General features: G+C 61.0%; 23 protein-coding genes and 1 other RNA gene. 7 read left to right on the forward strand and 17 right to left on the reverse strand.

Translation table 11 applies throughout. The features are described from left to right. The first annotated feature begins 24 nt into the window (after positions 1 to 24). On the forward strand, positions 25 to 375 hold the full coding sequence (locus PSH86_RS09220) for a hypothetical protein (RefSeq protein WP_163854670.1): 351 nt from the start codon (positions 25 to 27) through the stop codon (positions 373 to 375). Between the two features lie 425 nt (positions 376 to 800). Then, positions 801 to 897, forward strand: an RNA gene (gene ffs, locus PSH86_RS09225) — signal recognition particle sRNA small type. Between the two features lie 175 nt (positions 898 to 1,072). Here the strand turns inward: ffs and PSH86_RS09230 are convergent. After that, entirely contained in the window at positions 1,073 to 1,579 is a 507-nt protein-coding gene (locus PSH86_RS09230; protein WP_116834201.1) for a DUF4823 domain-containing protein, read from the reverse strand. Between the two features lie 198 nt (positions 1,580 to 1,777). Then, positions 1,778 to 2,092, reverse strand: a complete 315-nt coding sequence (locus PSH86_RS09235) for a helix-turn-helix domain-containing protein (RefSeq protein ID WP_063322219.1) — start codon at positions 2,090 to 2,092, stop codon at positions 1,778 to 1,780. A 338-nt stretch (positions 2,093 to 2,430) separates the two neighbouring features. Here PSH86_RS09235 and PSH86_RS09240 point away from each other — a divergent pair, with 338 nt between their 5' ends. Beyond that, positions 2,431 to 4,179 (forward strand): bifunctional diguanylate cyclase/phosphodiesterase, encoded by a 1,749-nt coding sequence (locus PSH86_RS09240; protein ID WP_109751549.1) that lies wholly within the window; start codon positions 2,431 to 2,433, stop codon positions 4,177 to 4,179. Here PSH86_RS09240 and PSH86_RS09245 read toward each other — a convergent pair. Further along, positions 4,125 to 4,895 (reverse strand): ABC transporter substrate-binding protein, encoded by a 771-nt coding sequence (locus PSH86_RS09245; protein WP_305489341.1) that lies wholly within the window; start codon positions 4,893 to 4,895, stop codon positions 4,125 to 4,127. The two genes, PSH86_RS09240 and PSH86_RS09245, sit on opposite strands and share 55 nt — an antisense overlap. Before the next feature lie 142 nt (positions 4,896 to 5,037). On the opposite strand from PSH86_RS09245, the gene dnaX reads away from it, so the two are divergent. From dnaX to recR, 4 genes are all read left to right on the forward strand, one after another. After that, on the forward strand, positions 5,038 to 7,107 hold the full coding sequence (dnaX, locus tag PSH86_RS09250; RefSeq protein ID WP_305489343.1) for a DNA polymerase III subunit gamma/tau: 2,070 nt from the start codon (positions 5,038 to 5,040) through the stop codon (positions 7,105 to 7,107). A gap of 64 nt (positions 7,108 to 7,171) precedes the next feature. After that, positions 7,172 to 7,510 carry a YbaB/EbfC family nucleoid-associated protein gene (locus PSH86_RS09255; RefSeq protein WP_003183512.1) on the forward strand — a complete coding sequence of 113 codons (339 nt, stop codon included), beginning with the start codon at positions 7,172 to 7,174 and terminating at the stop codon, positions 7,508 to 7,510. A 286-nt stretch (positions 7,511 to 7,796) separates the two neighbouring features. After that, complete coding sequence (locus PSH86_RS09260; RefSeq protein ID WP_109751552.1) at positions 7,797 to 8,831, forward strand: NADP-dependent oxidoreductase; 1,035 nt, start codon at positions 7,797 to 7,799, stop codon at positions 8,829 to 8,831. Positions 8,832 to 8,897: 66 nt separating this feature from the next. Next, the gene (gene recR / locus PSH86_RS09265; RefSeq protein WP_003199585.1) at positions 8,898 to 9,500 is read left to right on the forward strand and encodes a recombination mediator RecR; all 603 of its coding nucleotides are present in this window, start codon (positions 8,898 to 8,900) and stop codon (positions 9,498 to 9,500) included. 132 nt (positions 9,501 to 9,632) lie between these two features. On the opposite strand, the gene PSH86_RS09270 is transcribed toward recR, so the two are convergent. The 14 genes from PSH86_RS09270 to ccoN form a co-directional block, all read right to left on the reverse strand. Beyond that, complete coding sequence (locus PSH86_RS09270) at positions 9,633 to 10,181, reverse strand: adenine phosphoribosyltransferase (protein ID WP_003183509.1); 549 nt, start codon at positions 10,179 to 10,181, stop codon at positions 9,633 to 9,635. Positions 10,182 to 10,257: 76 nt separating this feature from the next. Then, positions 10,258 to 10,992 carry a fumarate/nitrate reduction transcriptional regulator Fnr gene (gene fnr / locus PSH86_RS09275; RefSeq protein WP_305489346.1) on the reverse strand — a complete coding sequence of 245 codons (735 nt, stop codon included), beginning with the start codon at positions 10,990 to 10,992 and terminating at the stop codon, positions 10,258 to 10,260. A gap of 94 nt (positions 10,993 to 11,086) precedes the next feature. Further along, on the reverse strand, positions 11,087 to 12,469 hold the full coding sequence (gene hemN, locus PSH86_RS09280; protein ID WP_305489348.1) for an oxygen-independent coproporphyrinogen III oxidase: 1,383 nt from the start codon (positions 12,467 to 12,469) through the stop codon (positions 11,087 to 11,089). A 130-nt stretch (positions 12,470 to 12,599) separates the two neighbouring features. Next, complete coding sequence (locus PSH86_RS09285) at positions 12,600 to 13,283, reverse strand: sulfite exporter TauE/SafE family protein (protein ID WP_046065274.1); 684 nt, start codon at positions 13,281 to 13,283, stop codon at positions 12,600 to 12,602. Further along, on the reverse strand, positions 13,276 to 13,494 hold the full coding sequence (ccoS, locus tag PSH86_RS09290) for a cbb3-type cytochrome oxidase assembly protein CcoS (protein WP_305489352.1): 219 nt from the start codon (positions 13,492 to 13,494) through the stop codon (positions 13,276 to 13,278). The genes PSH86_RS09285 and ccoS overlap by 8 nt, the downstream gene beginning before the upstream one ends. A gap of 24 nt (positions 13,495 to 13,518) precedes the next feature. Beyond that, a complete protein-coding gene (locus PSH86_RS09295; RefSeq protein WP_163854660.1) occupies positions 13,519 to 15,969 on the reverse strand; it encodes a heavy metal translocating P-type ATPase in 2,451 nt (816 codons plus the stop codon). Between the two features lie 134 nt (positions 15,970 to 16,103). Then, positions 16,104 to 16,643, reverse strand: coding sequence for a FixH family protein (locus PSH86_RS09300; RefSeq protein ID WP_109751841.1), 540 nt, complete (start codon positions 16,641 to 16,643; stop codon positions 16,104 to 16,106). 11 nt (positions 16,644 to 16,654) lie between these two features. Beyond that, entirely contained in the window at positions 16,655 to 18,070 is a 1,416-nt protein-coding gene (ccoG, locus tag PSH86_RS09305) for a cytochrome c oxidase accessory protein CcoG (RefSeq protein WP_109751557.1), read from the reverse strand. A 280-nt stretch (positions 18,071 to 18,350) separates the two neighbouring features. Further along, the gene (locus PSH86_RS09310; RefSeq protein WP_109751558.1) at positions 18,351 to 18,779 is read right to left on the reverse strand and encodes a type II toxin-antitoxin system VapC family toxin; all 429 of its coding nucleotides are present in this window, start codon (positions 18,777 to 18,779) and stop codon (positions 18,351 to 18,353) included. Then, positions 18,780 to 19,034, reverse strand: coding sequence for a type II toxin-antitoxin system Phd/YefM family antitoxin (locus PSH86_RS09315; RefSeq protein WP_109751559.1), 255 nt, complete (start codon positions 19,032 to 19,034; stop codon positions 18,780 to 18,782). Positions 19,035 to 19,185: 151 nt separating this feature from the next. Then, positions 19,186 to 20,169 carry a cytochrome-c oxidase, cbb3-type subunit III gene (gene ccoP, locus PSH86_RS09320; RefSeq protein WP_109751560.1) on the reverse strand — a complete coding sequence of 328 codons (984 nt, stop codon included), beginning with the start codon at positions 20,167 to 20,169 and terminating at the stop codon, positions 19,186 to 19,188. Further along, on the reverse strand, positions 20,166 to 20,351 hold the full coding sequence (locus tag PSH86_RS09325) for a CcoQ/FixQ family Cbb3-type cytochrome c oxidase assembly chaperone (RefSeq protein ID WP_003183474.1): 186 nt from the start codon (positions 20,349 to 20,351) through the stop codon (positions 20,166 to 20,168). Before PSH86_RS09325 ends, ccoP begins: the two co-directional genes overlap by 4 nt. A gap of 5 nt (positions 20,352 to 20,356) precedes the next feature. Continuing rightward, positions 20,357 to 20,965, reverse strand: a complete 609-nt coding sequence (gene ccoO, locus PSH86_RS09330; RefSeq protein ID WP_018925301.1) for a cytochrome-c oxidase, cbb3-type subunit II — start codon at positions 20,963 to 20,965, stop codon at positions 20,357 to 20,359. Beyond that, positions 20,965 to 22,407: a cytochrome-c oxidase, cbb3-type subunit I gene (gene ccoN, locus PSH86_RS09335; protein ID WP_063322203.1), complete on the reverse strand. Its 1,443-nt coding sequence runs from the start codon at positions 22,405 to 22,407 to the stop codon at positions 20,965 to 20,967. Before ccoN ends, ccoO begins: the two co-directional genes overlap by 1 nt. Between the last annotated feature and the right edge of the window lie 79 nt (positions 22,408 to 22,486).

Below are 22,486 nucleotides of genomic sequence, written 5' to 3' on the forward strand. Positions count from 1 at the left end.
GCTATATTTATTATGGATAATACGATGAAACATGATGAATCAGATAAAGCGACAACCATTCCCAATGCGCCTCGGAGACTTTCCCAGGCCGGACAGAGCCAATACACCATTATATTAGCCTGGCAAATCTCGGATAATGTCCGGCCCGATCAGATTGCGGGGCACACGTTTAAAGTAACAGCGGTGGCAACTGGACAGCCGCAGTTCGTTCCCGCAACCCAAGTGAAACCGGACGGACGCGGCTGGTACCAGCATGAGATAGGCGTCAGTGGGGGATCCCGACCTGTTTATTTCAATGTTCAAGTTCGGGCTCAAGCTTCCAATGGTGAGTATGGGCCGTTCTGCCCAGTGGTGGTTTGTAATACGTCGTCATGATCGGCCATTTAATATCGACAATGATGCAATGTTTGTAGTTGTTCGTAAGTATTGGTTAAAAGATTCAATCGATTAAAGCTTTACCGCAGTTTTTCCGTGGGAGCGAGCCTGCTCGCGATGACGGAGGTTCATTCAACATCAATGCAAGCTGATCCAGCGCTATCGCGAGCAGGCTCGCTCCCACAAGGGACCTGGGCAGAGCGCTGGATCTGTGAACACTAGAGAACTCATGTGGGAGCGAGCTTGCTCACGATGGCGGCAGGTTAGCTTGCCTTCCTGTCGGATGTGCCGACGCCATAGCAAGCACCCCACAGCAAGTGCTTGAACATCTTCAGTTTTTTTATCTGGTACGAACGGTTGTAACTTCTCGTCAGATAGGTACAATGGCGCGGCTCGCCGTCAGGCGGGCATCGTTATGGTGACCCCATCGGTCCCCCCGCAACGATTACCCGTGAACCTGGTCAGATCCGGAAGGAAGCAGCCACAGCGGGAACATTGTGTGCCGGGGTGTGGCTGGTGGGGTTGCCTCCATAACGCCCAAGCCTTCGTTCGCAAGGTTTGCCAAATTCAGAATTTCCTTTCGTTTTGCTGATCGATATCGATCGGTGCTTTCTGCTGTCCGGGTTTTGGCCGGGCAGGGCAATCGAGCGTCGATAAGGAGGGCGGCCCTGTGCACCGGCAGGACGGGCCCCTACAGTCAGTACTGAGCTTTCACATACTCATTAATCGGCTCTTGTAAAAGATCCTGTGGATGATCCCCGCCGAAAGTCGCCCACTTGCTTTTACCGGACAGGATCGCAGACCCCAGCGGCTGTGTTCCAGTCGAGCCATAAATGGCGAGCTTCACTTCAATCTTGTCGGGGAGGCCCGACCATTCTGTGGCGCGTTCTTCCCAATGGAGGATTTCCGGGATGACGTAGTAGCCCGAAGGGTTGTTCTGCCTCAGGCAGTTCAATTCATGGCACGTGCCCGTTACCGTCACACGGTTGGTGTAATAAGAGAATGCCGTCTTGATGGCGGCAGCTGTCATATCTCCGGAGGCAGTATAGGGTGTCGTTTCGTAGCGGCCGTCAACTGGTGTGGCGATGGTGACTGGCATTTGCCGATCAAGTTTTCCAGGGTTGGGGAATACTTCTTGTTGCGCGTATTTGGCGGTGCAGCCGGTGGCGAGTATCGAAACGAGAATGATCGAAAGTTTATGCACGGTGTCCCCTGGGATTTTATTGTGTAGACGAGTCGTAGGCGTCATAGGGACGCAGGAATCAGCGCGTTGATAGTCCGGGTTCGTGGTGGACGATGTCAACGTGACATTATGTCTTGCGTCGCCCTCGGAATTGGGCAAGCGAGCAAAGAGAAGCCTGGCCTGTCTCGCATTGACAGGCCAGGCTTCTCTTTCATGGCGTCAAGGCTTGGACAAGGCCTGGTCGACCGCTGCGATCAGCTTTCCCAGATCCTTCGGGGTGGCTCTGTGTATGACACCGAATAGATACGCCCGCTGTTCGTCCTCATCGCCCATGTCGGCAAAAAAGGCTTTCAGTTGTACATCCAGCACATTGGCAAGCAGGAACAAGGCTTCGACGCTGGGGGTGTAGGTGCCGGTTTCGAAGCGGCTGATGGTTTTGGGGTCAAAACCGGTTTTTTCGCCAAGTTCAGCCTGAGTAAGCCCCGCTACTTTGCGGTAGCGTCTGATGGCTGGACCCAAACTTGAAATTTGCATCGCTTAATTCCCATTTAGAATCAAGAACTTAACGATAGATTTTCGCATTAGGCAACCGCGTGATCCATCACCTTGCTTTGCAAAGTGTGATGTGTTTCGTAGAATCGGCCTTTGGCACGGGCATTTGGTGACCTGCTTCAGAAGCCTGGGTGTGCGCGCAGACCGGTCCTTGCGTTTCTTGCCGCGATACAAGGCAAGGGCTGAAGCCTTACCTTGGCACCACCAGGACCCGCGCTCCGGCTTTTCTCAAAGTGTTTGAGCCTAGTTGATTTTCGCCTGTCTTGAAGGCGGTGCAACCGCGCGCGACAAATGAGCCTGACTCATGGATGACTGCTTCGATGGATAAGAAGTACCGCAGAGCCGTTGACGCCGCCGCGATTTTTTCCGAAACCGATCTGAGCGGGCGCATCACCTACGTCAACGATCAATTTTGCAGCCTTTTTGGTTACCGGCGCGATGAGTTGTTGGGAGCGAACCATCGCCTGCTCAATTCCGGCCAACACCCTGACGAGTTCTTCAGCGCCATGTGGCGCACCATTGCCCTGGGCCAGGTCTGGAAAGGGGAGATCTGCAACCGGGCCAAGGACGGTACGCTGCACTGGGTCGACACCACGTTGGTGCCGGTGATCGACGACGAGACCGGGCAAATTGAACGCTACCTGGCGATTCGCTTCGACGTCAGCGAAAAGCGGCGCCTGCTGCATTCGCTGCAATGGCGGGTAGGGCACGATGTGCTGACCGGGCTGCCCAACCGCACTTATCTGTCCGAACTGCTGGACCAGGCCCTGGAGTTTTCACGCGCGGAGAACCTGCCCCTGGCGGTGTGCATGCTCGACCTCGATGGCTTCAAGGCCGTCAATGACGGCTATGGTCATGCCAGCGGCGATCGGCTGCTGGTGGAAGTTGCCAGGCGCCTGCGCAGCATTGTGCGTGGCGAGGACGTGGTAGCACGGCTGGGTGGGGACGAGTTCGTGCTGGTGCTGCGCCATGTGCGTGGGATGGATGAATTACATGCTGCCTTGAACCGGGTGTTGATCGCCGTTTCCATGCCTTATGGCATCGACGGCAAGGACATCAAGGTTTTCGCCAGCATTGGTGTCACGCTGTTCCCATGGGACAACGAAGACGCCGAGACCTTGTTGCGCCACGCTGACCAGGCGATGTACGTGGCCAAGCAAAGCGGTCGCAATCGTTTCCACTTGTTCGATGTGTCCCGGGACAAGGAAGTGCGAGCCACTTACCAGACTGTCGAGCGGGTCCGCCAGGCATTGGCCGGTAATGAGCTGCGGCTGCATTTCCAGCCCAAGGTCAATATGCGCCATGGCACCGTGGTCGGCCTCGAGGCGCTGCTGCGCTGGAAGCACCCGCAACGTGGCCTGGTGCCGCCTCGGGAGTTCCTGCCCCTGGTGGAAGAGACTGACCTGATCGTCGAGATCGGCGAGTGGGTCATGGAGCAGGTACTCATCCAATTGCAGCAATGGCAGCAGGCGGGGCAGGGCTGGCCGGTGAGCATCAATATCTCGGCGCGGCATTTCCAGCGGGCGGATTTTGTCGAGCGGTTGCGTCAGGTGCTGGAGCGGCATCCGGCGGTACCGCCACGGCTGTTGGATCTGCAGATTGTCGAATCCGTCGCGGTGGAGAACCTTGCACACGTCAGCGCTTGCCTCCAGGCCTGCCAGGCGTTGGGCGTGGGTTTTTCACTGGGTGGTTTCGGCACCGGCTACTGCTCGCTCAACGACCTCAAGCACCTGCGCACGCAGACCATCAAGATCGACAAGACCTTTGTCCGCGACATTCTCGACGACCAGGACGACCTGGCGCTGACCGAAGCGGTGATCGGCCTGGCCCGGGCGTTTGGCCGTGAGGTGGTCGCCGAGGGCCTGGACAGCCTGGAGCATGGCCAGTTGCTGCTGCGCCTGGGCTGTGAGGTGGCCCAAGGTTACTTCATCGCCCGGCCCATGCCGCCCGAACAGATCCCCGACTGGGTCCTGGGGTTCATCCCGCCGGCGCAATGGCGGCAGCGACCCGGCGATCAGGGAGAGGGTGTGTTGCTGCTGGCCGGCGATACGTCACTGCGACCGGTATAAAGCTGGATGATTGCGTCGATCTCCCCGGATGTCTTCATGGTCAGCAATGTCCTCAGGATGCGTTGCGCCGGGATGCTCGGATCGTTGCGCACGTAACAGCTCAACTGCTGTTCCTGGAGTACCGCCACTTCATGGAGTTGTCGATCGGCGGTATGGCGTTGATTGAACCAGTCCAGTGCCCATTGGTTACTGATCCCGTAGCGATAACGTCCGGCCAGCAGTTTCGCCAGCACTTGTTCCTGGCTGCGGGCGTCGTCGCGGTGCAGTTGGCCGCTGTCGAACAAGGGTTGCAAGGTCGGGTAGGTATAGCCGAGCACCGTGCCGATGGCTTGTTCCGGCAACGTTGCGGGTGTGACCGCCGCAGGGGTGCTTGCCGTGGCGACGAGCAGGTCACGCTGGAAAAACAACGGGATGCTCCACAAATAATCGCCACTGTCCTTCACCCAGTCGGGGCTGACATAACAGCGCAGGTCGATTTCGCCGTGTTTCATGGTGCCGTCCAGCCGGGCGCGGGACAGGACGTGGAATTGCGCCGGCAGCCCTACCTGGGTCGCCAGGCTTGTCATGATGTCGGGAATGATGCCCTGAGTCGGCCGACCTCGTTCGATCTGCACCATGGGCATCGCCCAGCCGTCGGTAACGGCGAAGCGCAAGGGGCCTTCCTCGGCAAAGCAACTGGTACCCAACAACAGCAAAGCCCCCATGGCTGAGCGCATAAACTCTCCTGACTGTACAAAACCGCGTCGACAACCGAGTCCTTGACCAATCTTAGTCAGATTAGACGAGCACACCGGATGCAATTTCGCCCCTGCTCCGCTAGCATTAGCCGCTTATGTTCCTTCGTTGCGACGGTTTTCGATGAGTTATCAGGTTCTTGCACGTAAATGGCGTCCGCGCTCGTTCCGCGAAATGGTCGGCCAGACCCATGTGCTCAAGGCTCTGATCAATGCCTTGGACAGCCAGCGGCTGCACCATGCCTACCTGTTCACGGGTACCCGCGGCGTGGGCAAGACCACCATCGCGCGGATCATCGCCAAGTGCCTGAACTGTGAAACCGGCATCACCTCGACGCCTTGCGGCGAGTGCTCGGTCTGCCGGGAAATCGACGAGGGCCGTTTCGTCGACCTGATCGAGATCGACGCCGCCAGCCGCACCAAGGTCGAAGACACCCGCGAGCTGCTCGATAACGTGCAGTACGCGCCGAGCCGTGGGCGCTTCAAGGTCTACCTGATCGACGAAGTGCACATGCTCTCCAGCCATTCTTTCAATGCGCTGCTCAAGACCCTCGAGGAGCCGCCGCCCTACGTCAAGTTCATCCTGGCGACCACTGACCCGCAGAAACTTCCTGCAACGATTTTGTCGCGATGCTTGCAGTTCTCCCTCAAGAACATGACGCCGGAACGGGTCGTCGAGCACCTGACGCACGTACTGGGCGTCGAGAACGTGCCCTTCGAGGACGATGCACTGTGGCTGCTGGGCCGCGCCGCCGATGGTTCGATGCGCGATGCCATGAGCCTGACCGACCAGGCCATCGCTTTCGGTGAAGGCAAGGTCATGGCCGCCGATGTCCGGGCCATGCTCGGCACTCTCGATCACGGTCAGGTCTATGACGTGTTGCAGGCGCTGATCGAAGGCGACGCCAAGGCGCTGCTCGAGGCCGTGCGTCACCTGGCCGAGCAGGGGCCGGACTGGAATGGCGTGCTCTCGGAAATCCTCAACGTGCTGCACCGTGTCGCCATCGCCCAGGCCTTGCCGGATGGCGTCGACAACGGCCATGGCGACCGTGATCGCGTACTGGCCCTGGCCCAGGCACTGCCGGCCGAAGACGTGCAGTTCTATTACCAGATGGGCCTGATTGGCCGTCGCGACCTGCCCCTGGCGCCGGATCCGCGCGGCGGCTTCGAAATGGTCCTGTTGCGAATGCTGGCATTCCGGCCAGCCGACACGGCGGACGCCCCGAGGCAGCCGCTAAAGCCAGTGGGGATCAGCCAGGCCACAGCTGATTCCGCCAAGCCAGTGGCTGCCGCGCCCGTCGTTGCGCCGGCAGTGGCTTCGGCTCCGGACGCGCCTGTGGCACAACCGACCCCGACACCCGTTGTCACGGCCCCTGAGCCAGAACCCGAACCGGTCGTCGAGGCGGCGCCCGAACCTGTCGTCGAAGCCGTGGTCGACCTGCCCTGGAACGATCCGGTCGAGCCGGAGGTTGTCCAGCAACCCGCCGTGGAGCCGGTCCTGGAGACCATCGCCGAGCAGCCTGAGTTGCCGCCGATGCCATTGCCAGCGCCCGACAGCGTGGTACCCGATGCGCCGGAGTGGGTCGTCGCGCCAGTGCCCGAGCCAACAGTGGCCGACGTCGACGTCGCCACGCCGGGCATCGACCTGGACGATGAGCCGCCGCTGGACGAGGATTACATCGAGCCGGACATGGATTCGGCCTACAGCTACCTGGACGACCTGGCCAGCGAGCACGCCGCCGAGCCGGCCCCGGAGCCCGAGCCGGAACCGGCGGCGATGCCGGCCACCGGGCTGGCCCTGCAATGGCTGGAACTGTTCCCTCGACTGCCGATCAGCGGCATGACCGGTAGCATCGCCGCCAACTGCACGCTGATCTCCGTGGAAGGCGACCACTGGCTGTTGCACCTGGACCCGGCCCACAGCGCATTGTTCAACGCGACCCAGCAGCGTCGCCTCAACGATGCACTGAACCAGTACCACCAGCGCACCCTGACGTTGACCATCGAGCTGATCAAGCCCGAGCAGGAGACCCCGGCCCAGGCCGCGTCCCGTCGCCGTGCCGACCGTCAGCGCGAAGCCGAAGAGTCGATCCACAGTGATCCATTCATCCAGCAGATGATGCAACAGTTCGGCGCCGTGGTCCGTCACGATACTATCGAACCTGTCGAGGCCCCGGTCACCCAGGGCTCATAACTGAAGGCGTCGGGTCCAACGGGCCGGGCGCGTTGTTTATCCAAGTACTTTCGAGGTGATTCCCATGATGAAAGGTGGCATGGCCGGCCTGATGAAGCAGGCGCAGCAGATGCAGGAAAAAATGGCCAAGATGCAGGAAGAACTGGCCAACGCCGAAGTCACCGGCAAGTCCGGCGGCGATATGGTGACCGTGGTCATGACCGGTCGCCACGACATCAAGCGCGTGAGCATCGACCCAAGCGTGGTCGAAGGCCTGAGCGAAGACGACAAGGAAATGCTCGAAGCGCTGTTCGCCGCTGCCGTCAATGACGCGGTGCGCAAGATCGAAGCCAACAGCCAGGACAAGATGTCCGGCATGACCGCCGGCATGCAGCTGCCGCCGGGCATGAAGCTGCCGTTCTGATTCGCCATCCCGGTCGGGATGGGCTACACACAATGCCAGGCATCGCGCCTGGCATTTTTGTTTCTGCTCCAAAGCCTCGGTGGCTGTTAAACCGCTATCGCGAGCAGGCTCGCTCCCACAGTGTCTGAAGGTACTAACAAAATCCAGGTCTGCCACCGTCATCCTGCGGGAGCGAGCCTGCTCGCGATGCTGGCACCGCGGTCCAACGGCAAGAGCATCGAACACACCCCCTTCAAAAGGGTCTGCTCCTTATAAAGAGCCGATCAACGATCAAGGAGACCTTTCCATGTCACAAGCGTCGACCTCCAACCAACGCATCGTCCTCGCCTCCCGACCCAAAGGCGCACCCACCCCGGACAATTTTCGCTTCGAGCAGATCAACCTACCGGACCTGGTGGACGGGCAAATCCTGCTCAAGACGCTGTTCCTGTCCCTGGACCCCTACATGCGCGGACGAATGAGCGACGCGCCTTCCTACGCCGCGCCGGTGGAAATCGATGGGGTGATGACCGGAGGCGCCGTCAGCCGCGTGGAGCGCTCGCTGCACCCGAAATTCCAGGAGGGTGATCTGGTGGTGGGCGCCACGGGATGGCAGAGCCACAGCATCAGCGATGGGCGCAATGTGATGCCCATCCCCGCCGGGCTGCCTAGCCCGTCGATGGCCCTTGGGGTGCTGGGCATGCCGGGCATGACCGCTTACATGGGATTGATGGACATTGGCCAACCCAAGGCCGGGGAAACCCTGGTGGTCGCGGCCGCCTCCGGTGCGGTGGGCTCGGTGGTCGGCCAGGTGGCGAAAATCAAGGGCCTGCGTGTCATCGGCGTTGCGGGCGGCCGCGAAAAATGCAAGTACGTGGTCGACGAACTGGGCTTTGACGCCTGTGTCGATCATAAAAGCGCGAATTTTGCCGAGGAACTGGCGCAGGCCTGCGACAAGGGCATCGACATCTATTACGAAAACGTCGGGGGCAAAGTCTTCGATGCCGTCGTGCCGTTGCTCAATGCCAAGGCCCGGATCCCGCTCTGTGGCCTGATCGCGTCCTACAATGATCAACAGGCACCGAGCGGCCCGGACCGTTTGCCACAACTGCAGCGCACCTTGCTGACCAAGCGCGTGCGGATCCAGGGATTCATTGTGTTTGACGACTACGGTGATCGTCAGCCGGAGTTCATCAGTGCCATGGCGCCTTGGGTGCGCGATGGCAAGGTCAAGTTCCGCGAGGACGTGGTCGATGGCCTCGAGAATGCGCCACAGGCGTTTATCGGCCTGCTGGAAGGGCGCAACTTCGGCAAGTTGGTGGTTCGGGTCGCGCAGGATTGAGTATTTGACGCTAATCGGAGGCGCGGGTATAAACCGCGTCTCGTTGTTATGTCGGACATTTCCTCCATGAGCTTCAGCCCTTTGATTCGCCAACTGATCGATGCCCTGCGAACGTTACCGGGTGTGGGTCAGAAAACTGCCCAGCGCATGGCGTTGCAATTGCTCGAGCGTGATCGCAGCGGCGGTTCGCGCCTGGCCCAGGCTCTTAGCCAGGCCATGGAAGGTGTAGGGCATTGCCGTTTATGCCGAACCCTCACCGAAGACGATCTTTGCCCGCAATGCGCCGATCCGCGTCGGGACGACAGCCTGCTGTGCGTCGTGGAAGGCCCGATGGATGTGTATGCGGTGGAGCAGACCGGTTTTCGCGGTCGTTATTTCGTGCTCAAGGGCCATCTGTCACCGCTCGATGGCTTGGGGCCTGAAGCCATCGGCATTCCACAGTTGATCGCGCGGATCGAAGAGGCGGGTACGTTCACGGAGGTTATCCTCGCCACGAACCCGACGGTCGAAGGCGAAGCGACCGCCCATTACATCGCCCAACTGCTGAACAACAAAGGCCTGATCGCCTCGCGCATTGCCCACGGCGTGCCGTTGGGTGGGGAGCTTGAGTTGGTGGATGGCGGCACGTTGGCGCATTCGTTTGCGGGGCGCAAGCCGATCGCCTTATAACATCAACCCAACAATCCTTGTGGGAGCGAGCCTGCTCGCGATAGCGGTGTGTCAGTCAACATCAATACTGGCTGATTTATCGCTATCGCGAGCAGGCTCGCTCCCACAAGGGTTATGTGTTGTGGGTGAGGATTATTTTTCGCTGAGCGAGAACTGCGTCAGGCAGAACGTCGGGATCCCCATGTCCTCCAGGCGCTGGGAGCCGAGCAATTCTGGCAAGTCGATGATCGCCGCGGCCTCGTGGACCTTGGCGCCCATGCGGCGGATCAGGTTGGCGGCGGCGATCAGCGTGCCGCCAGTGGCGATCAGGTCATCGAACATCACCACCGAGTCCCCCTCGCACAAGCTATCGGCGTGCACTTCCAGGAAGGCTTCGCCGTACTCGGTCTGGTAACCCTCGGCCAGCACATCGGCCGGCAGCTTGCCTTGCTTGCGGAACAAGACCAGCGGCTTGTTCAACTGATAGGCCAGGATCGAGCCGATCAGGAAGCCTCGGGCATCCATCGCACCGATGTGAGTGAACTCGGCCTCGACATACCGGTGGGCGAAACTGTCCATGACCAGCCGCAGGGCGGTCGGGGATTGGAACAGTGGGGTAATGTCGCGAAAGATCACGCCGGGCTTGGGGAAATCGATCACGGGGCGGATCAGGGATTTGATGTCGAAGGAGTCAAAGACCATCGTGGAGGTGTCCTGGCAGGGCTGCAAACGCGGCAGTATAGCGCGGCGAGACAAATCCCTCAGCCGCGCGGGTCCATCAGACTTCGATCGAACCGCCGGCCAGGGCGCACAGTTGGATCGGGTCGAGAATGTGAATTTCCTTGCCTTCGGCGGCAATCAGCTCGTTCTGTTGGAAACGGGTGAACACTCGGGACACGGTTTCCACCGCCAGGCCCAGGTAGTTGCCGATTTCGTTGCGCGACATGCTCAGGCGGAACTGGTTGGCTGAGAACCCGCGGGCGCGAAAGCGTGCCGAGAGGTTGACCAGGAACGTGGCGATACGCTCGTCGGCGGTTTTTTTCGAGAGCAGCAGCATCATTTGCTGATCGTCACGGATTTCCCGGCTCATGACCCGCATCAACTGGCGGCGCAGCTGCGGCAGTTGCAAGGCCAGCTCGTCCAGGCGATCGAAGGGGATTTCACACACCGAGGTGGTTTCCAGCGCCTGGGCCGAGACCGGATGGCTCTCGGTGTCCATGCCGGATAGGCCTACCAGCTCGCTGGGCAGGTGGAAGCCAGTGAGCTGCTCTTCGCCGCCATCGCTCAAGTTGAAGGTTTTCAAGGCGCCCGAGCGCACGGCATAAACGGAGTCGAAGGCGTCGCCCTGGCGAAACAGGAACTCACCTTTTTTCAAAGGTCGGCCCCGCTTCACGATGTCGTCCAGCGCATCCATGTCCTCCAGGTTCAGCGAAAGTGGCAGGCAGAGGGGCGCCAGGCTGCAATCCTTGCAATGGGCCTGGTTATGGGCGCGCAGTTTGACTGGCTCGGACATTTCTTAAATCCTTGTGGGAAATCACACATAAGGCGTAAGGGTACCCCAGCGTAGTCGCCCCGACCAGTGTGCTTTCGTCGTCAAATTGTCGCGCTCAGATGACTCGGGAGAAGCGCTGTCGGTTTTGTTGCTCCAGATAGGCATCGAACACCATGCACACGGATCGCACCAGCAGGCGACCCGCCGGCAGTACTTTGATATGTGTGCTGTCCAGTTCGATCAGGCCGTCCTTGGCCATGGCTTGCAACTGCGGCCACAACGACGCGAAATAGCCACGGAAATCGATGTTGAAGCCTTGTTCGATCTCGGCGAAAGCCAGGTGGAAATGGCAGATCAACTGCTGGATCACCGCGCGCCGCAGGCGGTCGTCGGCGTTGCATATCAGTCCGCGGCTGGTCGCCAGTTGCCCGTCGGCGAGGGTGTTCTGGTAATAGTTCAGGTCACTGCTGTTCTGGCAGTACAAATCACCGATCTGGCTGATGGCTGAAACGCCCAGACCGATCAGGTCGCAATGACCATGGGTGGTGTAGCCCTGGAAGTTGCGCTGCAGCGTGGCCTCTTCCTGGGCGATTGCCAGTTCGTCGTCGGGCAGGGCGAAGTGGTCCATGCCTACGTAGCGGTAACCGGCGGCGGTCAGTTGTTCGATGGTGCCTTGCAGCATCGCCAGTTTCTGCTCCGGGTTCGGCAAGTCCTGGCTGTCGATGCGCCGCTGGGGCATGAAGCGTTCCGGCAGGTGGGCGTAGTTGAATACCGAGAGCCGGTCCGGTTGCAGATGGATGACTTCCTGGACGGTGCGAGCGAAGTTTTCCGGCGTCTGCTTGGGCAGTCCGTAGATCAGGTCGATATTGAACGAGCGGAACTGCAAGGTCCGGGCGGCTTCGACCACGGCACGGGTTTCTTCCAGGCTTTGCAGGCGATTGACGGCTCGTTGCACCGCCGGGTCAAGGTCTTGCACGCCGATACTGACCCGGTTGAAACCCAATTCACGCAGCAGGCCCATGGTCGACCAATCGGCTTCCCGGGGGTCGATTTCAATGCTGTAGTCGCCGGAATCGTCATCCAACAGGTTCAAATGCTTGCGCAACTTGGCCATCAGTTGGCGCAGTTCGTCGTGGCTGAGGAACGTCGGGGTGCCACCGCCAAAGTGCAACTGTTCCACGCGTTGGGTGGGGTCCAGGTGGCAGCCGATCAGCTGGATTTCCTGTTCCAGGCGTTGCAGATAGGCGTGGGCGCGGCCACGGTCCTTGGTGATGACTTTGTTGCAGGCGCAGTAGTAGCAAATGTTCGCGCAGAACGGTATGTGCACATACAGCGACAGCGGCCGCAGGGCCTTGCGGCTGTCACGCAGGGCGTGGAGCAGGTCGAAGGTGCCCACCTGGCCGCCGAACTGTGCGGCGGTGGGGTACGAGGTGTAGCGTGGTCCCGCCAGGTCGTAACGGCGGATGAGATCTGAGTCCCAACGAATGGTGTCGAGCATGCGGGCATTTCCCGGATAGACTGGCATGGGGCGAGTCTAGGGGGCTGTGGGCAAGGCCGTTTTGATTTGCGTCAACGGGGCATCGGTACTGGCCTCATCGCGAGCCCGCTCGCGATTGGCTGCGACTCGGTCAATGCCCCATGAGCCAATGCTGATGCGGTCCGGGCAGTGTCCAGATCCCGAAAATAATCACCAGCAAGCCACCGGCCATGCGCACGCTGCGTTTGCGCAGCAGGGCGGTGACGCGTTCGGCGGCCAGCCCGGTGGCGAGCAGCACCGGCCAGGTGCCGAGGCCGAAGGCGAGCATCAGCAATGCGCTGTCCAGGGCATTGCCCTGGCTGGCGGACCACAACAGGGTGCTGTAGACCAACCCACACGGCAACCAACCCCACAGCGCGCCAAGCAGCAAGGCCCGGGGCAGGCTCGACACCGGCAGTAAACGGTTGGCGACAGGCTGGATGTGCCGCCACAAGCCACGCCCGACGCTTTCGATACGGGTCAGGCCGCTCCACCAACCCGCCAGGTACAGGCCCATGGCAATCAACAGCAGGCCGGCCAGCACCCGCATGATCATCGCTGCCGGGCTGTTGGAGACGGCCCAACCGGCCAGGCCGATCAACAACCCGGCGGTGGCATAGCTCAGGATCCGCCCCAGGTTGTACGCCAGTAGCAACCGGAAGCGCCGGCTGCGCTGTTCCTTGGGAATTGCCAGGGTCAGGGCGCCCATCAGGCCGCCGCACATGCCCAGGCAATGGCCGCCGCCGAGCAGGCCGAGGATGACCGCCGAAACCAACAGGGGCGCCAGGTCAAGCATGGGGTGAGGCCTTGTCGTCCGGCTTGCGGGGCTCGCCACTGGCTTCGTCCACCGCCGCCTTGTGGTTCGGGTCCTGATCGTCGAACAGAATGCTGTGGGCCGGGCCGTCGAGGTCGTCGTACTGCCCGCTGTCCACGGCCCAGAAGAAAATGTACACGGCGATGGCCACGATCAGCAGCGCGGCCGGAATCATCACGTAGAGAGCTGGCATGTCGGAACTCCATGCCCGCGCGGCTCAGGCCGGCAGCGGGCGGGTATCGGGCGTGGCGTCGATAACCTGCACCTTGGGCTGACGGGTCAGCCTCAGCGCATTCAACACCACGGTCAACGAACTGATGGACATGCCGACCGCGGCCCACACCGGCGTAATCCAGCCGAGGGCGGCGAACGGCAACATGAGGCCATTGTACAGCCCTGCCCACACCAGGTTCTCGATGATCACCCGGCGGGTGCGTCGGGCCAGGCTGAAGGCATGGACCAGGGCGTCGAGGCGGTTGGACAGCAACACCGCGTCGGCGCTGGTCTTGGCCAGGTCGGTGGCCGAGCCCATGGCGACACTGATGTCCGCCGCCGCCAACACTGGCACGTCATTCACACCATCACCGAGCATCAGCACCTTGCGGCCCTGTTGGTGCAACTGTTGCAACACGGCCAGTTTGTCGTCCGGGCGCAGGCCGCCCCGGGCTTCATCGATACCCAGTTCGGCAGCGACGCTGGCAACCATCGGCGAACTGTCACCCGACAACAGCAGCGTGCGCCAGCCCCGCGCCTTGCAGGCCGCCAGCAGGGCAGGGGCATCGACGCGCAAGCGGTCATCGAGGACGAACCAGGCCAGCGGCCCGATCTCATCGCCCAGCAACAGCCATTGCCCGGGTTCGTCCGGCATCAGCGGTACGGAAGCGCCACTCAGTTCGCAGACAAAACCGGGCTGGCCGATGCGCAGGCGCTGTGCGGCCACCAGCCCTTCCAGTCCCAGCCCCGGCGTGCTCTGCACCTGCTCGGCGGCCAAGGGCGCGCGGCCGAAGGCGCGGGCGATGGGGTGTTCCGAACGGTTTTCCAGGGCTGCGGCCAAGGCCAGGCATTGATCGCTGTCGAGGACCGCCAATGGCCGAATCGCGCGTAACGCCAGGCGGCCTTCGGTGAGGGTGCCGGTCTTGTCGAAAATGACCGTGTCGATCTGATTCAGGCCTTCCAGCACATGACCGCGCGTCAGCAGCAGGCCGAGTTTGTGCAAGGTGCCGGTGGCAGCGGTGAGGGCCGTCGGTGTGGCCAGGGACAGCGCGCAAGGGCAGGTGGCGACGAGCATCGCCAGTACGATCCAGAAGGCCCGCGAGGCATCCAGCTGCCACCACAACAGGCCGATGGCCGCCGCCGCGACCAGCGAGAACAACAGGAACCATTGGGCGGCACGATCGGCGATTTCCGCCAGCCGCGGCTTCTCGGCCTGGGCCCGCTCCAAAAGCCGCACGATGGCCGACAATCGGGTGTCTTGCCCGAGGGCCAGTACCTCGACCGTCAGGGCCCCCTCGACGTTCAGCGTGCCCGCAGTGACCGCATCGCCCACTTGGCGAGGTTGTGGCAGGTATTCGCCGGTCAGCAGCGATTCGTCGATGCTGGACTGCCCATCGAGGATCTTGCCGTCGGCCGGCAGGACCGCCCCCGGATGCACCAGTACCCGGTCACCGGTGCGCAATTCGCTGAGCAGGATGCGTTCGCTCTGGCCGTTCGCCTCCAGGCGCAGACACGAGGCCGGCAGCAGGTTGACCAATTGGGCGGTGGCGGCGGCGGTGCGCTCCCGGGCGCGGCGTTCCAGGTAGCGGCCGGCCAGCAGGAACAGGGCGAACATGCCGACGGCATCGAAGTACAACTCGCCGACGCCGGTAATCGATGTCCAGATCCCGGCAATGTAGGCGCTGCCGATGGCCAGGGACACCGAAACGTCCATGGTCAGATGCCGGGTGCGCAGGTCGCGCATGGCGCCTTTGAAGAATGGCGCGCAGCTGTAGAAGACGATAGGGGTGGTGAGGAACAGCGCGACCCAGCGCAGGATGGTGTGCATCTCCGGGCTCAGGTCGATGTTGAATTCCGGCCAGGTGGCCATGGTCGCCATCATTGCCTGGAACCACAACAGGCCGGCCACGCCCAATTGGCGCAGGGCCAGGCGGTTTTGTGCGGCGAGTTGCTCGCAAGCCTGGTCGGCTTGGTACGGGTGGGCGACGTAGCCGATCTGGCGCAACTCGGCGAGCAACGTGCTCAGCGGCAATTGGGCGTCGGCCCAGCGTACATGCAGGCGATGATTGGACAGGTTCAGCCGTGCTTCGGCCACGGCCGGCAGGTTGCGCAGCTGTTTTTCGATCAACCAGCCACAGGCGGCGCAACTGATGCCTTCCATCAACAAGGTGGTTTCGGCCAGTTCGCCTTCATGGCGCACGAACGATTGCTGCACGTCGGGGCGATCGTACAGCGCCAGTTCATCGGTCAGTTGGACAGGCAGGGTGTCGGGGTTGGCTGACGCTTCGCTGCGATGCAGGTAATAGCTTTCCAGGCCGCCGGCGACAATCGCCTCGGCCACCGCCTGGCAGCCCGGGCAGCACAGCTCGCGGGTTTCACCGAGGACAACGGCGGTGAAGCGGCTGCCGGGAGGAACGGGCAGGGCGCAGTGGTAGCAGGGCTGTGGAGTGGTCATGGGTATTCACATATTGAAACTTGCTGGCATCTGAAGGCCTCTTCGCGAGCAGGCTCGCTCCCACATTGGAATGTCGTGGTGACATAAACCTGATGTGGGAGCGAGCCTGCTCGCGATTGCGCGAAACGCAGCCGCTATTTCTTCAGGTCTTCAGCGCCTTGCAGCGGTTCATCGCCGAGCAGGATGTCCTGGTCGTGGCTGATCTGTTCTTCTTCGAACAGGCGCCAGGTCTTGTCGTTCTCCACGCCCAGCAATTCGACAAAGCGCCGGCCTTCGATCTTGTCCGTCAACTGGCCGACGTAGCGCCCCGGCTCGCTGTCGTTGCGGGTCAGGACAATTTTGCGATCTTTCTCCGGCTGGGTTGGCGAGATCAGGCTCAGTTCCAGGGTCTGGGGGCGGCTGTCGCCGTTCAGGCGCAGGTTCACTTCGCCGGTCACATCATCCAGTTGCACGTTGGCATGCAGTTGCAGGGTCTGGGCCAGCAGTTCGCGCTCCAGAGAGCGGTTGATGCCCTTGCCGGCTTCGTAATAGTTGTCGTTGACCAGGTTGTCCGGATTCTTCACCGCAATGGTCACCATCGTCAGGCTCAGTGTCACCGAACAGGTCAGGATCGCGATGATGATCCACGGCCAGAGGTGCTTGTACCAAGGGCTGGTGGCGGTTGCTGCAGGCATGTTCATTTCTCTCAACGAGTTTGTGGGCCGATGAACCGGCTCTTGGCTTCGACATGTACGCTGCTGTCATCGGCGTCCTTGAGGATGAAGGTCACCTCGTTGGTGCTCGATGGCAGTTGCTCAGGTGCGCTGGACAGCTCGACCGGCTGGCTGTAGATCTCGCCGGCCGCGACCTTGATCTCCCGGCGGCCTTGCAACTTGAGGTCGGGCAGGCCGGCGGCTTCCAGGACGTACGTATGGTCGCGTTGGTCTTTGTTCATGATCTTCAGGCTGTAGACGTTCTCGATCCGGCCTTCGGCGTTTTCGCGGTACAGCACCCGGTCCTTGCTGACGTCGAAACCCACCAGCGAGCGCATGAAGAACGCCGCCGCCAGCAGGCTGATCATGGCCAGCAGCACCACGGCATAACCGATCAGGCGCGGGCGCAGTTTATGGGTTTTCTGCCCCGAGAGGTTGTGTTCGGTGGTGTAGCTGATCAGGCCGCGTGGATAATCCATTTTGTCCATGATGTTGTCGCAGGCATCGATGCAGGCTGCGCAGCCGATACACTCGATCTGCAGGCCGTCGCGGATGTCGATGCCGGTAGGGCAGACCTGGACGCACATGGTGCAGTCGATGCAATCGCCAAGGCCCAGGGCCTTGTAGTCAACGCCCTTCTTGCGGGGGCCACGGCTTTCGCCACGGCGCGGGTCGTAGGAAACGATCAAGGTGTCCTTGTCGAACATCACGCTCTGGAAGCGCGCGTAAGGGCACATGTAGATGCACACCTGTTCACGCAGCCAGCCGGCATTGCCGTAGGTGGCGAGGGTGAAGAAACCGACCCAGAAGTACGACCAGCCATCGGCCTGGCCGGTGAAGAACTCGAATACCAGTTCGCGGATCGGCGTGAAGTAACCGACAAAGGTCATGCCGGTGACGAAGCCGATCAGCAACCACAGGCTGTGCTTGGCGAACTTGCGCAGGAATTTGTTGGCGCCCATGGGGGCCTTGTCGAGCTTGATGCGTTGGTTGCGATCGCCTTCGGTGACTTTTTCGCACCACATGAAGATCCAGGTCCACACGCTCTGTGGGCAGGTATAGCCGCACCACACTCGTCCGGCATAGACCGTGATGAAAAACAGGCCAAATGCCGCAATGATCAGCATCCCGGACAACAGGATGAAATCCTGGGGCCAGAAGGTCGCGCCAAAAATGAAGAACTTGCGTTCCGGCAGGTTCCACCAGACGGCCTGGTGACCGCCCCAGTTCAACCATACCGTACCGAAATACAGCAGGAACAGGAACGCTCCGCCAAGCATCCGCAGGTTACGGAACAGGCCGGTGAAGGCGCGGGTGTAGATTTTTTCCCGGGAGGCATACAGGTCGACGCTTTTGGTCGCGTCCTTGGCAGGCGGGGTAACGTCATGTACCGGAATCTGGTTGCTCATCAAATGCATCCCACGGCAGTGGAAAAGTGCCGGGGCCAGTACGTGCCGACCACGGTCAGAAAGGGTGTTGCGGTGGCGCAATGATACGCCTGTCGCTCTGGCCCAAGGGTGCGACCTTTGGTCGCGTTGGGGCGGTGCATAGAATGGTGTAGCGGATGTAACAAGTTCATGACCCAGATCAATTGACTATAGACAGCCCGTTGCTCTGGCGAAAAACGAAAGGGTGATTGTGGGCCAGTTAGTAGACAGGAGAAGCCCTCAAGCTCGGTTTGCTGAAGCTTCAGATCTGGTTCTTTTCATCGCCTGACCACGGGTTGAGTACCGCCACGCCGCTGCTCTGGAAATCGCTCACGTTACGGGTCACCACGGTCAGCCCATGGACCAGGGCGGTAGCGGCAATCAAAGCGTCACATTCATTGCTGCGGTCAGGCACATGCAGGCGAGCGCAGCGCAGTGCGACGGCGCGGTCAACGGCCAGGATCCTGCCGGCAAAGGCAGGCATCACGTGATTGTCCAGCCATGCCCGCAGGCGGCTGCCTTGCGCCGGGTCCTTGCGTTCGAAGCGCAGCACACCGGTTTCCAGTTCCAGTACGGTAATCGCCGAGACATACAGGCTGGGAGCGGGAACGCTGCGTGCCCAGGCCTGGACGTTTTTGTCTGCCTGGGATTTGCGCAGTTCGGAAATGACATTGGTATCGAGTAGAAACATTCAGGACAGGTCTACCGAGCGGGGAGTGATGACGGCGCGCTCGGTCTCGAAGTCGATATCCGACGCATCGGGCATGACCAGTAACTCGACAATGCTGGTGCCGATGCCGGTCAGTTTCTGGTACTCCTCAATGCTTAGCAGCACATGGGCCGGCTTGCCACGGTCGGTGATGATAACCGGCCCTTCACGGGTGGCTTTTTTGGCACCACTTGTGTCGTGGTTGAATTCGCGGCTGGAGATAGTAGTGATGGACATGGGGTGCCCTCGTTTTGAATTCCAATGTAGGCACGTTACTACTCGTGTGGAGGGGCGGCAAGCGCAACAGATTTGCCCAGGTTTTTCAGCCGGCAACAAAAAGGCCCCGCCAATCGGATTGGCGGGGCCTTTGGTGTATCAGCTACTTGCCTTACTGGGCGTCAGCGGCCGGAGCCTTTTCGCCGTGTGACAGGCTGTAGACATAGGCCGCCAGCAGGTGGACCTTGTCGTTCCCTTGCAGGTCGGCCTGGGCCGGCATCTGGCCCTGACGGCCGTAGCGGATGGTCTGCTGCAGTTGAGCGAAGCTCGAACCGTAGATGAACGCCGCCGGATGCGTCAGGTCAGGTGCGCCCATGGCAGGCGTACCCTTGCCGGCTGGACCGTGGCAGGCCACGCAGTTGGCCGCGAACAGCTTCTGGCCATTGGCCGGATCGGCCTTGGCGCCTTCCGGCAGTTTGCGACCGTGCAGGCTGGTCACCAGGTAGGAAGCCACGTCGGCCACGCCCTGTTCGCCAACCACGGCAGCCCAGCCCGGCATCACGGCGTGACGGCCGCCCATGATGGTGGTCTTGATGGTTTCCGGCTCACCGCCCCAGCGCCAGTCGGCGTCGGTCAGGTTGGGGAAGCCATAGGCACCCTTGGCGTCGGAACCGTGGCAGACCGAGCAGTTGGAGGCGAACAGGCGGCCCCCCATCTTCAGGGCTTGCGGGTCCTTGGCGACTTCTTCGATCGGCATGGAGGCGAATTTGGCGAAGATCGGCCCGAACTTGGCGTCCGAGCGGGCCATTTCCTTTTCCCACTCATGAACGCCTGTCCAGCCGGTCTGGCCGTTGGCGAAGGCGGTCTGCTTTTCGGTGTCCAGGTAGTTATAGCCGGGCAGCAGGCCTTTCCAGTTGCCCAGGCCAGGGTAGAGCACCAGGTAACCGAGGGCGAACACGATGGTGCCCACGAACAGCATGAACCACCATTTCGGCAGCGGGTTGTCGTACTCCTCGATCCCGTCGAACGAGTGACCGACGGTCTCGTCCGTTTGCTCGGCGCGCTGGCCCTTGCGGGTCGACAGCAACAGCCAGGTCAGGGCGAAGATCGTTCCCAGGCTGAGGACTGTGACGTACAGACTCCAGAATGTAGTCATTCTTTGTTACTCCTAGAAGCTTGCTCGACGTGCTTGATGGCTTCGGGATCATCCGCGAACGGCAGCAAGGTCGCGTCGTCAAACTCCGACTTGCGCTTGGGGCTGAACACCCACAGGGCCAGACCGATGAAGGCCACCATCACGACGACGGTGCCCAGGCCACGAATCATCCCGATATCCATCTAAATCACCGTTTGCTTTTGATGATGGTGCCCAGGCCTTGCAGATAGGCCACCAGCGCGTCCATTTCAGTCTTGCCCTTGACCGCATCCTTGGCACCGGCGATGTCTTCGTCGGTGTAAGGCACGCCCAGGGTGCGCAGGACTTCCATTTTCTTGGCGGTGTCTTTGCCGTCGAGCTTGTTTTCTACGAGGAACGGGTAGGCCGGCATTTTCGACTCGGGCACCACGTTGCGCGGGTTGTACAAGTGCGCACGCTGCCAGTCGTCGGAGTAGCGGCCGCCAACGCGGGCCAGGTCCGGACCGGTACGCTTGGAACCCCACAGGAACGGGTGGTCCCAGACGCTTTCACCGGCCACCGAGTAATGACCGTAGCGTTCGGTCTCGGCGCGGAACGGACGGATCATCTGCGAATGGCAGCCGACACAACCGTTGGCGATATAGATGTCGCGGCCTTCCAGTTCAAGGGCGGTCCGCGGCTTCATGCCTTCGACCGGCTTGTTGGTCACGTCCTGGAAGAACAGCGGGACGATCTGGGTCAGGCCGCCGATGCTCACGGCGATGACCATGAAGAAGGCCAGCAGGCCGATATTCTTCTCTACTGCTTCGTGCTTCATCAGTGAGCTCCAACTACGGCGATCTTGGCGGCGGCTTCAGCTTCAGCCGGGTCAGAGGCACGAACGGTGCGGTACACGTTGTAGGCCATCAACAGCATGCCGCTGGCGAAGAACGCGCCGCCCAGGGCACGGACGATGAAGCCAGGATGGCTGGCTTGCAGCGCTTCGACGAACGAGTAGGTCAGGGTGCCGTCGTCGTTGATCGCACGCCACATCAGGCCCTGGGTGATGCCGTTGACCCACATCGAGGCGATGTAGAGCACGGTGCCGATGGTTGCGAGCCAGAAGTGCGCGTTGATCAGGCCGGTGCTGTGCATCTGCGCACGACCGAACAGTTTCGGGATCATGTGGTAGATGGCGCCGATGGAGATCATCGCCACCCAGCCGAGCGCACCGGCGTGTACGTGGCCGATGGTCCAGTCGGTGTAGTGGCTCAGGGAGTTGACGGTCTTGATCGCCATCATCGGACCTTCGAAGGTCGACATACCGTAGAACGCCAGCGACACCACCAAAAAGCGCAGGATCGGGTCGGTGCGCAGCTTATGCCAGGCGCCCGACAGGGTCATCATGCCGTTGATCATGCCGCCCCAGCTTGGTGCCAGCAGGATGATCGACATCGCCATGCCCAGGGACTGGGCCCAGTCTGGCAGTGCGGTGTAGTGCAGGTGGTGGGGGCCGGCCCAGATGTACAGGGTGATCAGCGCCCAGAAGTGCACGATGGACAGGCGATAGGAATAGATCGGACGTTCGGCCTGTTTCGGCACGAAGTAGTACATCATCCCCAGGAAGCCGGTGGTCAGGAAGAAGCCCACGGCGTTGTGGCCATACCACCACTGGATCATCGCATCCGTCGCGCCCGAGTAGGCCGAGTACGACTTGAAGAAGCTGACCGGCAGGGAAGCGTGGTTGACGATGTGCAGCATGGCAGTCACGACGATGAAGGCACCGTAGAACCAGTTACCGACGTAGATGTGCTTGGTCTTGCGCTTGACGATGGTGCCGAAGAACACCAGACCGTAGGTCACCCAGACAATGGCCAGCAGGATAGCCAGGGGCCATTCCAGCTCAGCGTATTCCTTGGTGGTGGTGTAACCCAGTGGCAGGGTCACGATCGCACCCACGATAACCGCTTGCCAGCCCCAGAAGGTGAAGGCGGCGAGGCTGTCGGAGATCAGTCGCGTTTGGCAGGTTCGCTGCACGACGTAGTAAGAAGTGGCAAACAATGCACAACCACCGAAGGCGAAGATCACCAGGTTGGTGTGCAGCGGGCGCAGGCGTCCAAATGTCGTCCATGGCAGATCGAAGTTCAACTCCGGCCAGACCAGTTGCGAGGCGATGAAGACACCGAGCCCCATGCCAAGGATCCCCCAGACCACCGTCATGATGGCGAACTGGCGGACTACCTTATAGTTATAAGCAGTCGGACTGATTGCTGTGCTCATTCTAAGGTTCCACGGTTTGGGTGTTTTATTAGGATAAAAATCGGTCGCAAGTATGGAGAAAGCGGGGGGTCATTGCAAC

Source organism: Pseudomonas sp. FP2300 (assembly GCF_030687595.1).
In the GTDB taxonomy this organism is placed as follows: Bacteria; Pseudomonadota; Gammaproteobacteria; order Pseudomonadales; family Pseudomonadaceae; genus Aquipseudomonas; species Aquipseudomonas bijieensis.

Bases quoted from the DNA above. Each gene is read 5' to 3' on its own strand.
- PSH86_RS09285 (WP_046065274.1), bottom strand. From the start codon at position 13,283: ATGCTTGACCTGGCGCCCCTGTTGGTTTCGGCGGTCATCCTCGGCCTG.
- hemN (WP_305489348.1), bottom strand. From the start codon at position 12,469: ATGCTCGACACCATTCGTTGGGACTCAGATCTCATCCGCCGTTACGAC.
- PSH86_RS09325 (WP_003183474.1), bottom strand. From the start codon at position 20,351: ATGGATATCGGGATGATTCGTGGCCTGGGCACCGTCGTCGTGATGGTG.
- PSH86_RS09255 (WP_003183512.1), top strand. From the start codon at position 7,172: ATGATGAAAGGTGGCATGGCCGGCCTGATGAAGCAGGCGCAGCAGATG.
- dnaX (WP_305489343.1), top strand. From the start codon at position 5,038: ATGAGTTATCAGGTTCTTGCACGTAAATGGCGTCCGCGCTCGTTCCGC.
- PSH86_RS09315 (WP_109751559.1), bottom strand. From the start codon at position 19,034: ATGTCCATCACTACTATCTCCAGCCGCGAATTCAACCACGACACAAGT.
- PSH86_RS09245 (WP_305489341.1), bottom strand. From the start codon at position 4,895: ATGCGCTCAGCCATGGGGGCTTTGCTGTTGTTGGGTACCAGTTGCTTT.
- ccoS (WP_305489352.1), bottom strand. From the start codon at position 13,494: ATGCCAGCTCTCTACGTGATGATTCCGGCCGCGCTGCTGATCGTGGCC.
- PSH86_RS09235 (WP_063322219.1), bottom strand. From the start codon at position 2,092: ATGCAAATTTCAAGTTTGGGTCCAGCCATCAGACGCTACCGCAAAGTA.
- PSH86_RS09295 (WP_163854660.1), bottom strand. From the start codon at position 15,969: ATGACCACTCCACAGCCCTGCTACCACTGCGCCCTGCCCGTTCCTCCC.
- PSH86_RS09220 (WP_163854670.1), top strand. From the start codon at position 25: ATGAAACATGATGAATCAGATAAAGCGACAACCATTCCCAATGCGCCT.
- ccoN (WP_063322203.1), bottom strand. From the start codon at position 22,407: ATGAGCACAGCAATCAGTCCGACTGCTTATAACTATAAGGTAGTCCGC.
- PSH86_RS09300 (WP_109751841.1), bottom strand. From the start codon at position 16,643: ATGCCTGCAGCAACCGCCACCAGCCCTTGGTACAAGCACCTCTGGCCG.
- ccoG (WP_109751557.1), bottom strand. From the start codon at position 18,070: ATGAGCAACCAGATTCCGGTACATGACGTTACCCCGCCTGCCAAGGAC.
- ccoO (WP_018925301.1), bottom strand. From the start codon at position 20,965: ATGAAGCACGAAGCAGTAGAGAAGAATATCGGCCTGCTGGCCTTCTTC.
- fnr (WP_305489346.1), bottom strand. From the start codon at position 10,992: ATGTCCGAGCCAGTCAAACTGCGCGCCCATAACCAGGCCCATTGCAAG.
- ccoP (WP_109751560.1), bottom strand. From the start codon at position 20,169: ATGACTACATTCTGGAGTCTGTACGTCACAGTCCTCAGCCTGGGAACG.
- PSH86_RS09310 (WP_109751558.1), bottom strand. From the start codon at position 18,779: ATGTTTCTACTCGATACCAATGTCATTTCCGAACTGCGCAAATCCCAG.
- recR (WP_003199585.1), top strand. From the start codon at position 8,898: ATGAGCTTCAGCCCTTTGATTCGCCAACTGATCGATGCCCTGCGAACG.
- PSH86_RS09260 (WP_109751552.1), top strand. From the start codon at position 7,797: ATGTCACAAGCGTCGACCTCCAACCAACGCATCGTCCTCGCCTCCCGA.
- PSH86_RS09240 (WP_109751549.1), top strand. From the start codon at position 2,431: ATGGATAAGAAGTACCGCAGAGCCGTTGACGCCGCCGCGATTTTTTCC.
- PSH86_RS09270 (WP_003183509.1), bottom strand. From the start codon at position 10,181: ATGGTCTTTGACTCCTTCGACATCAAATCCCTGATCCGCCCCGTGATC.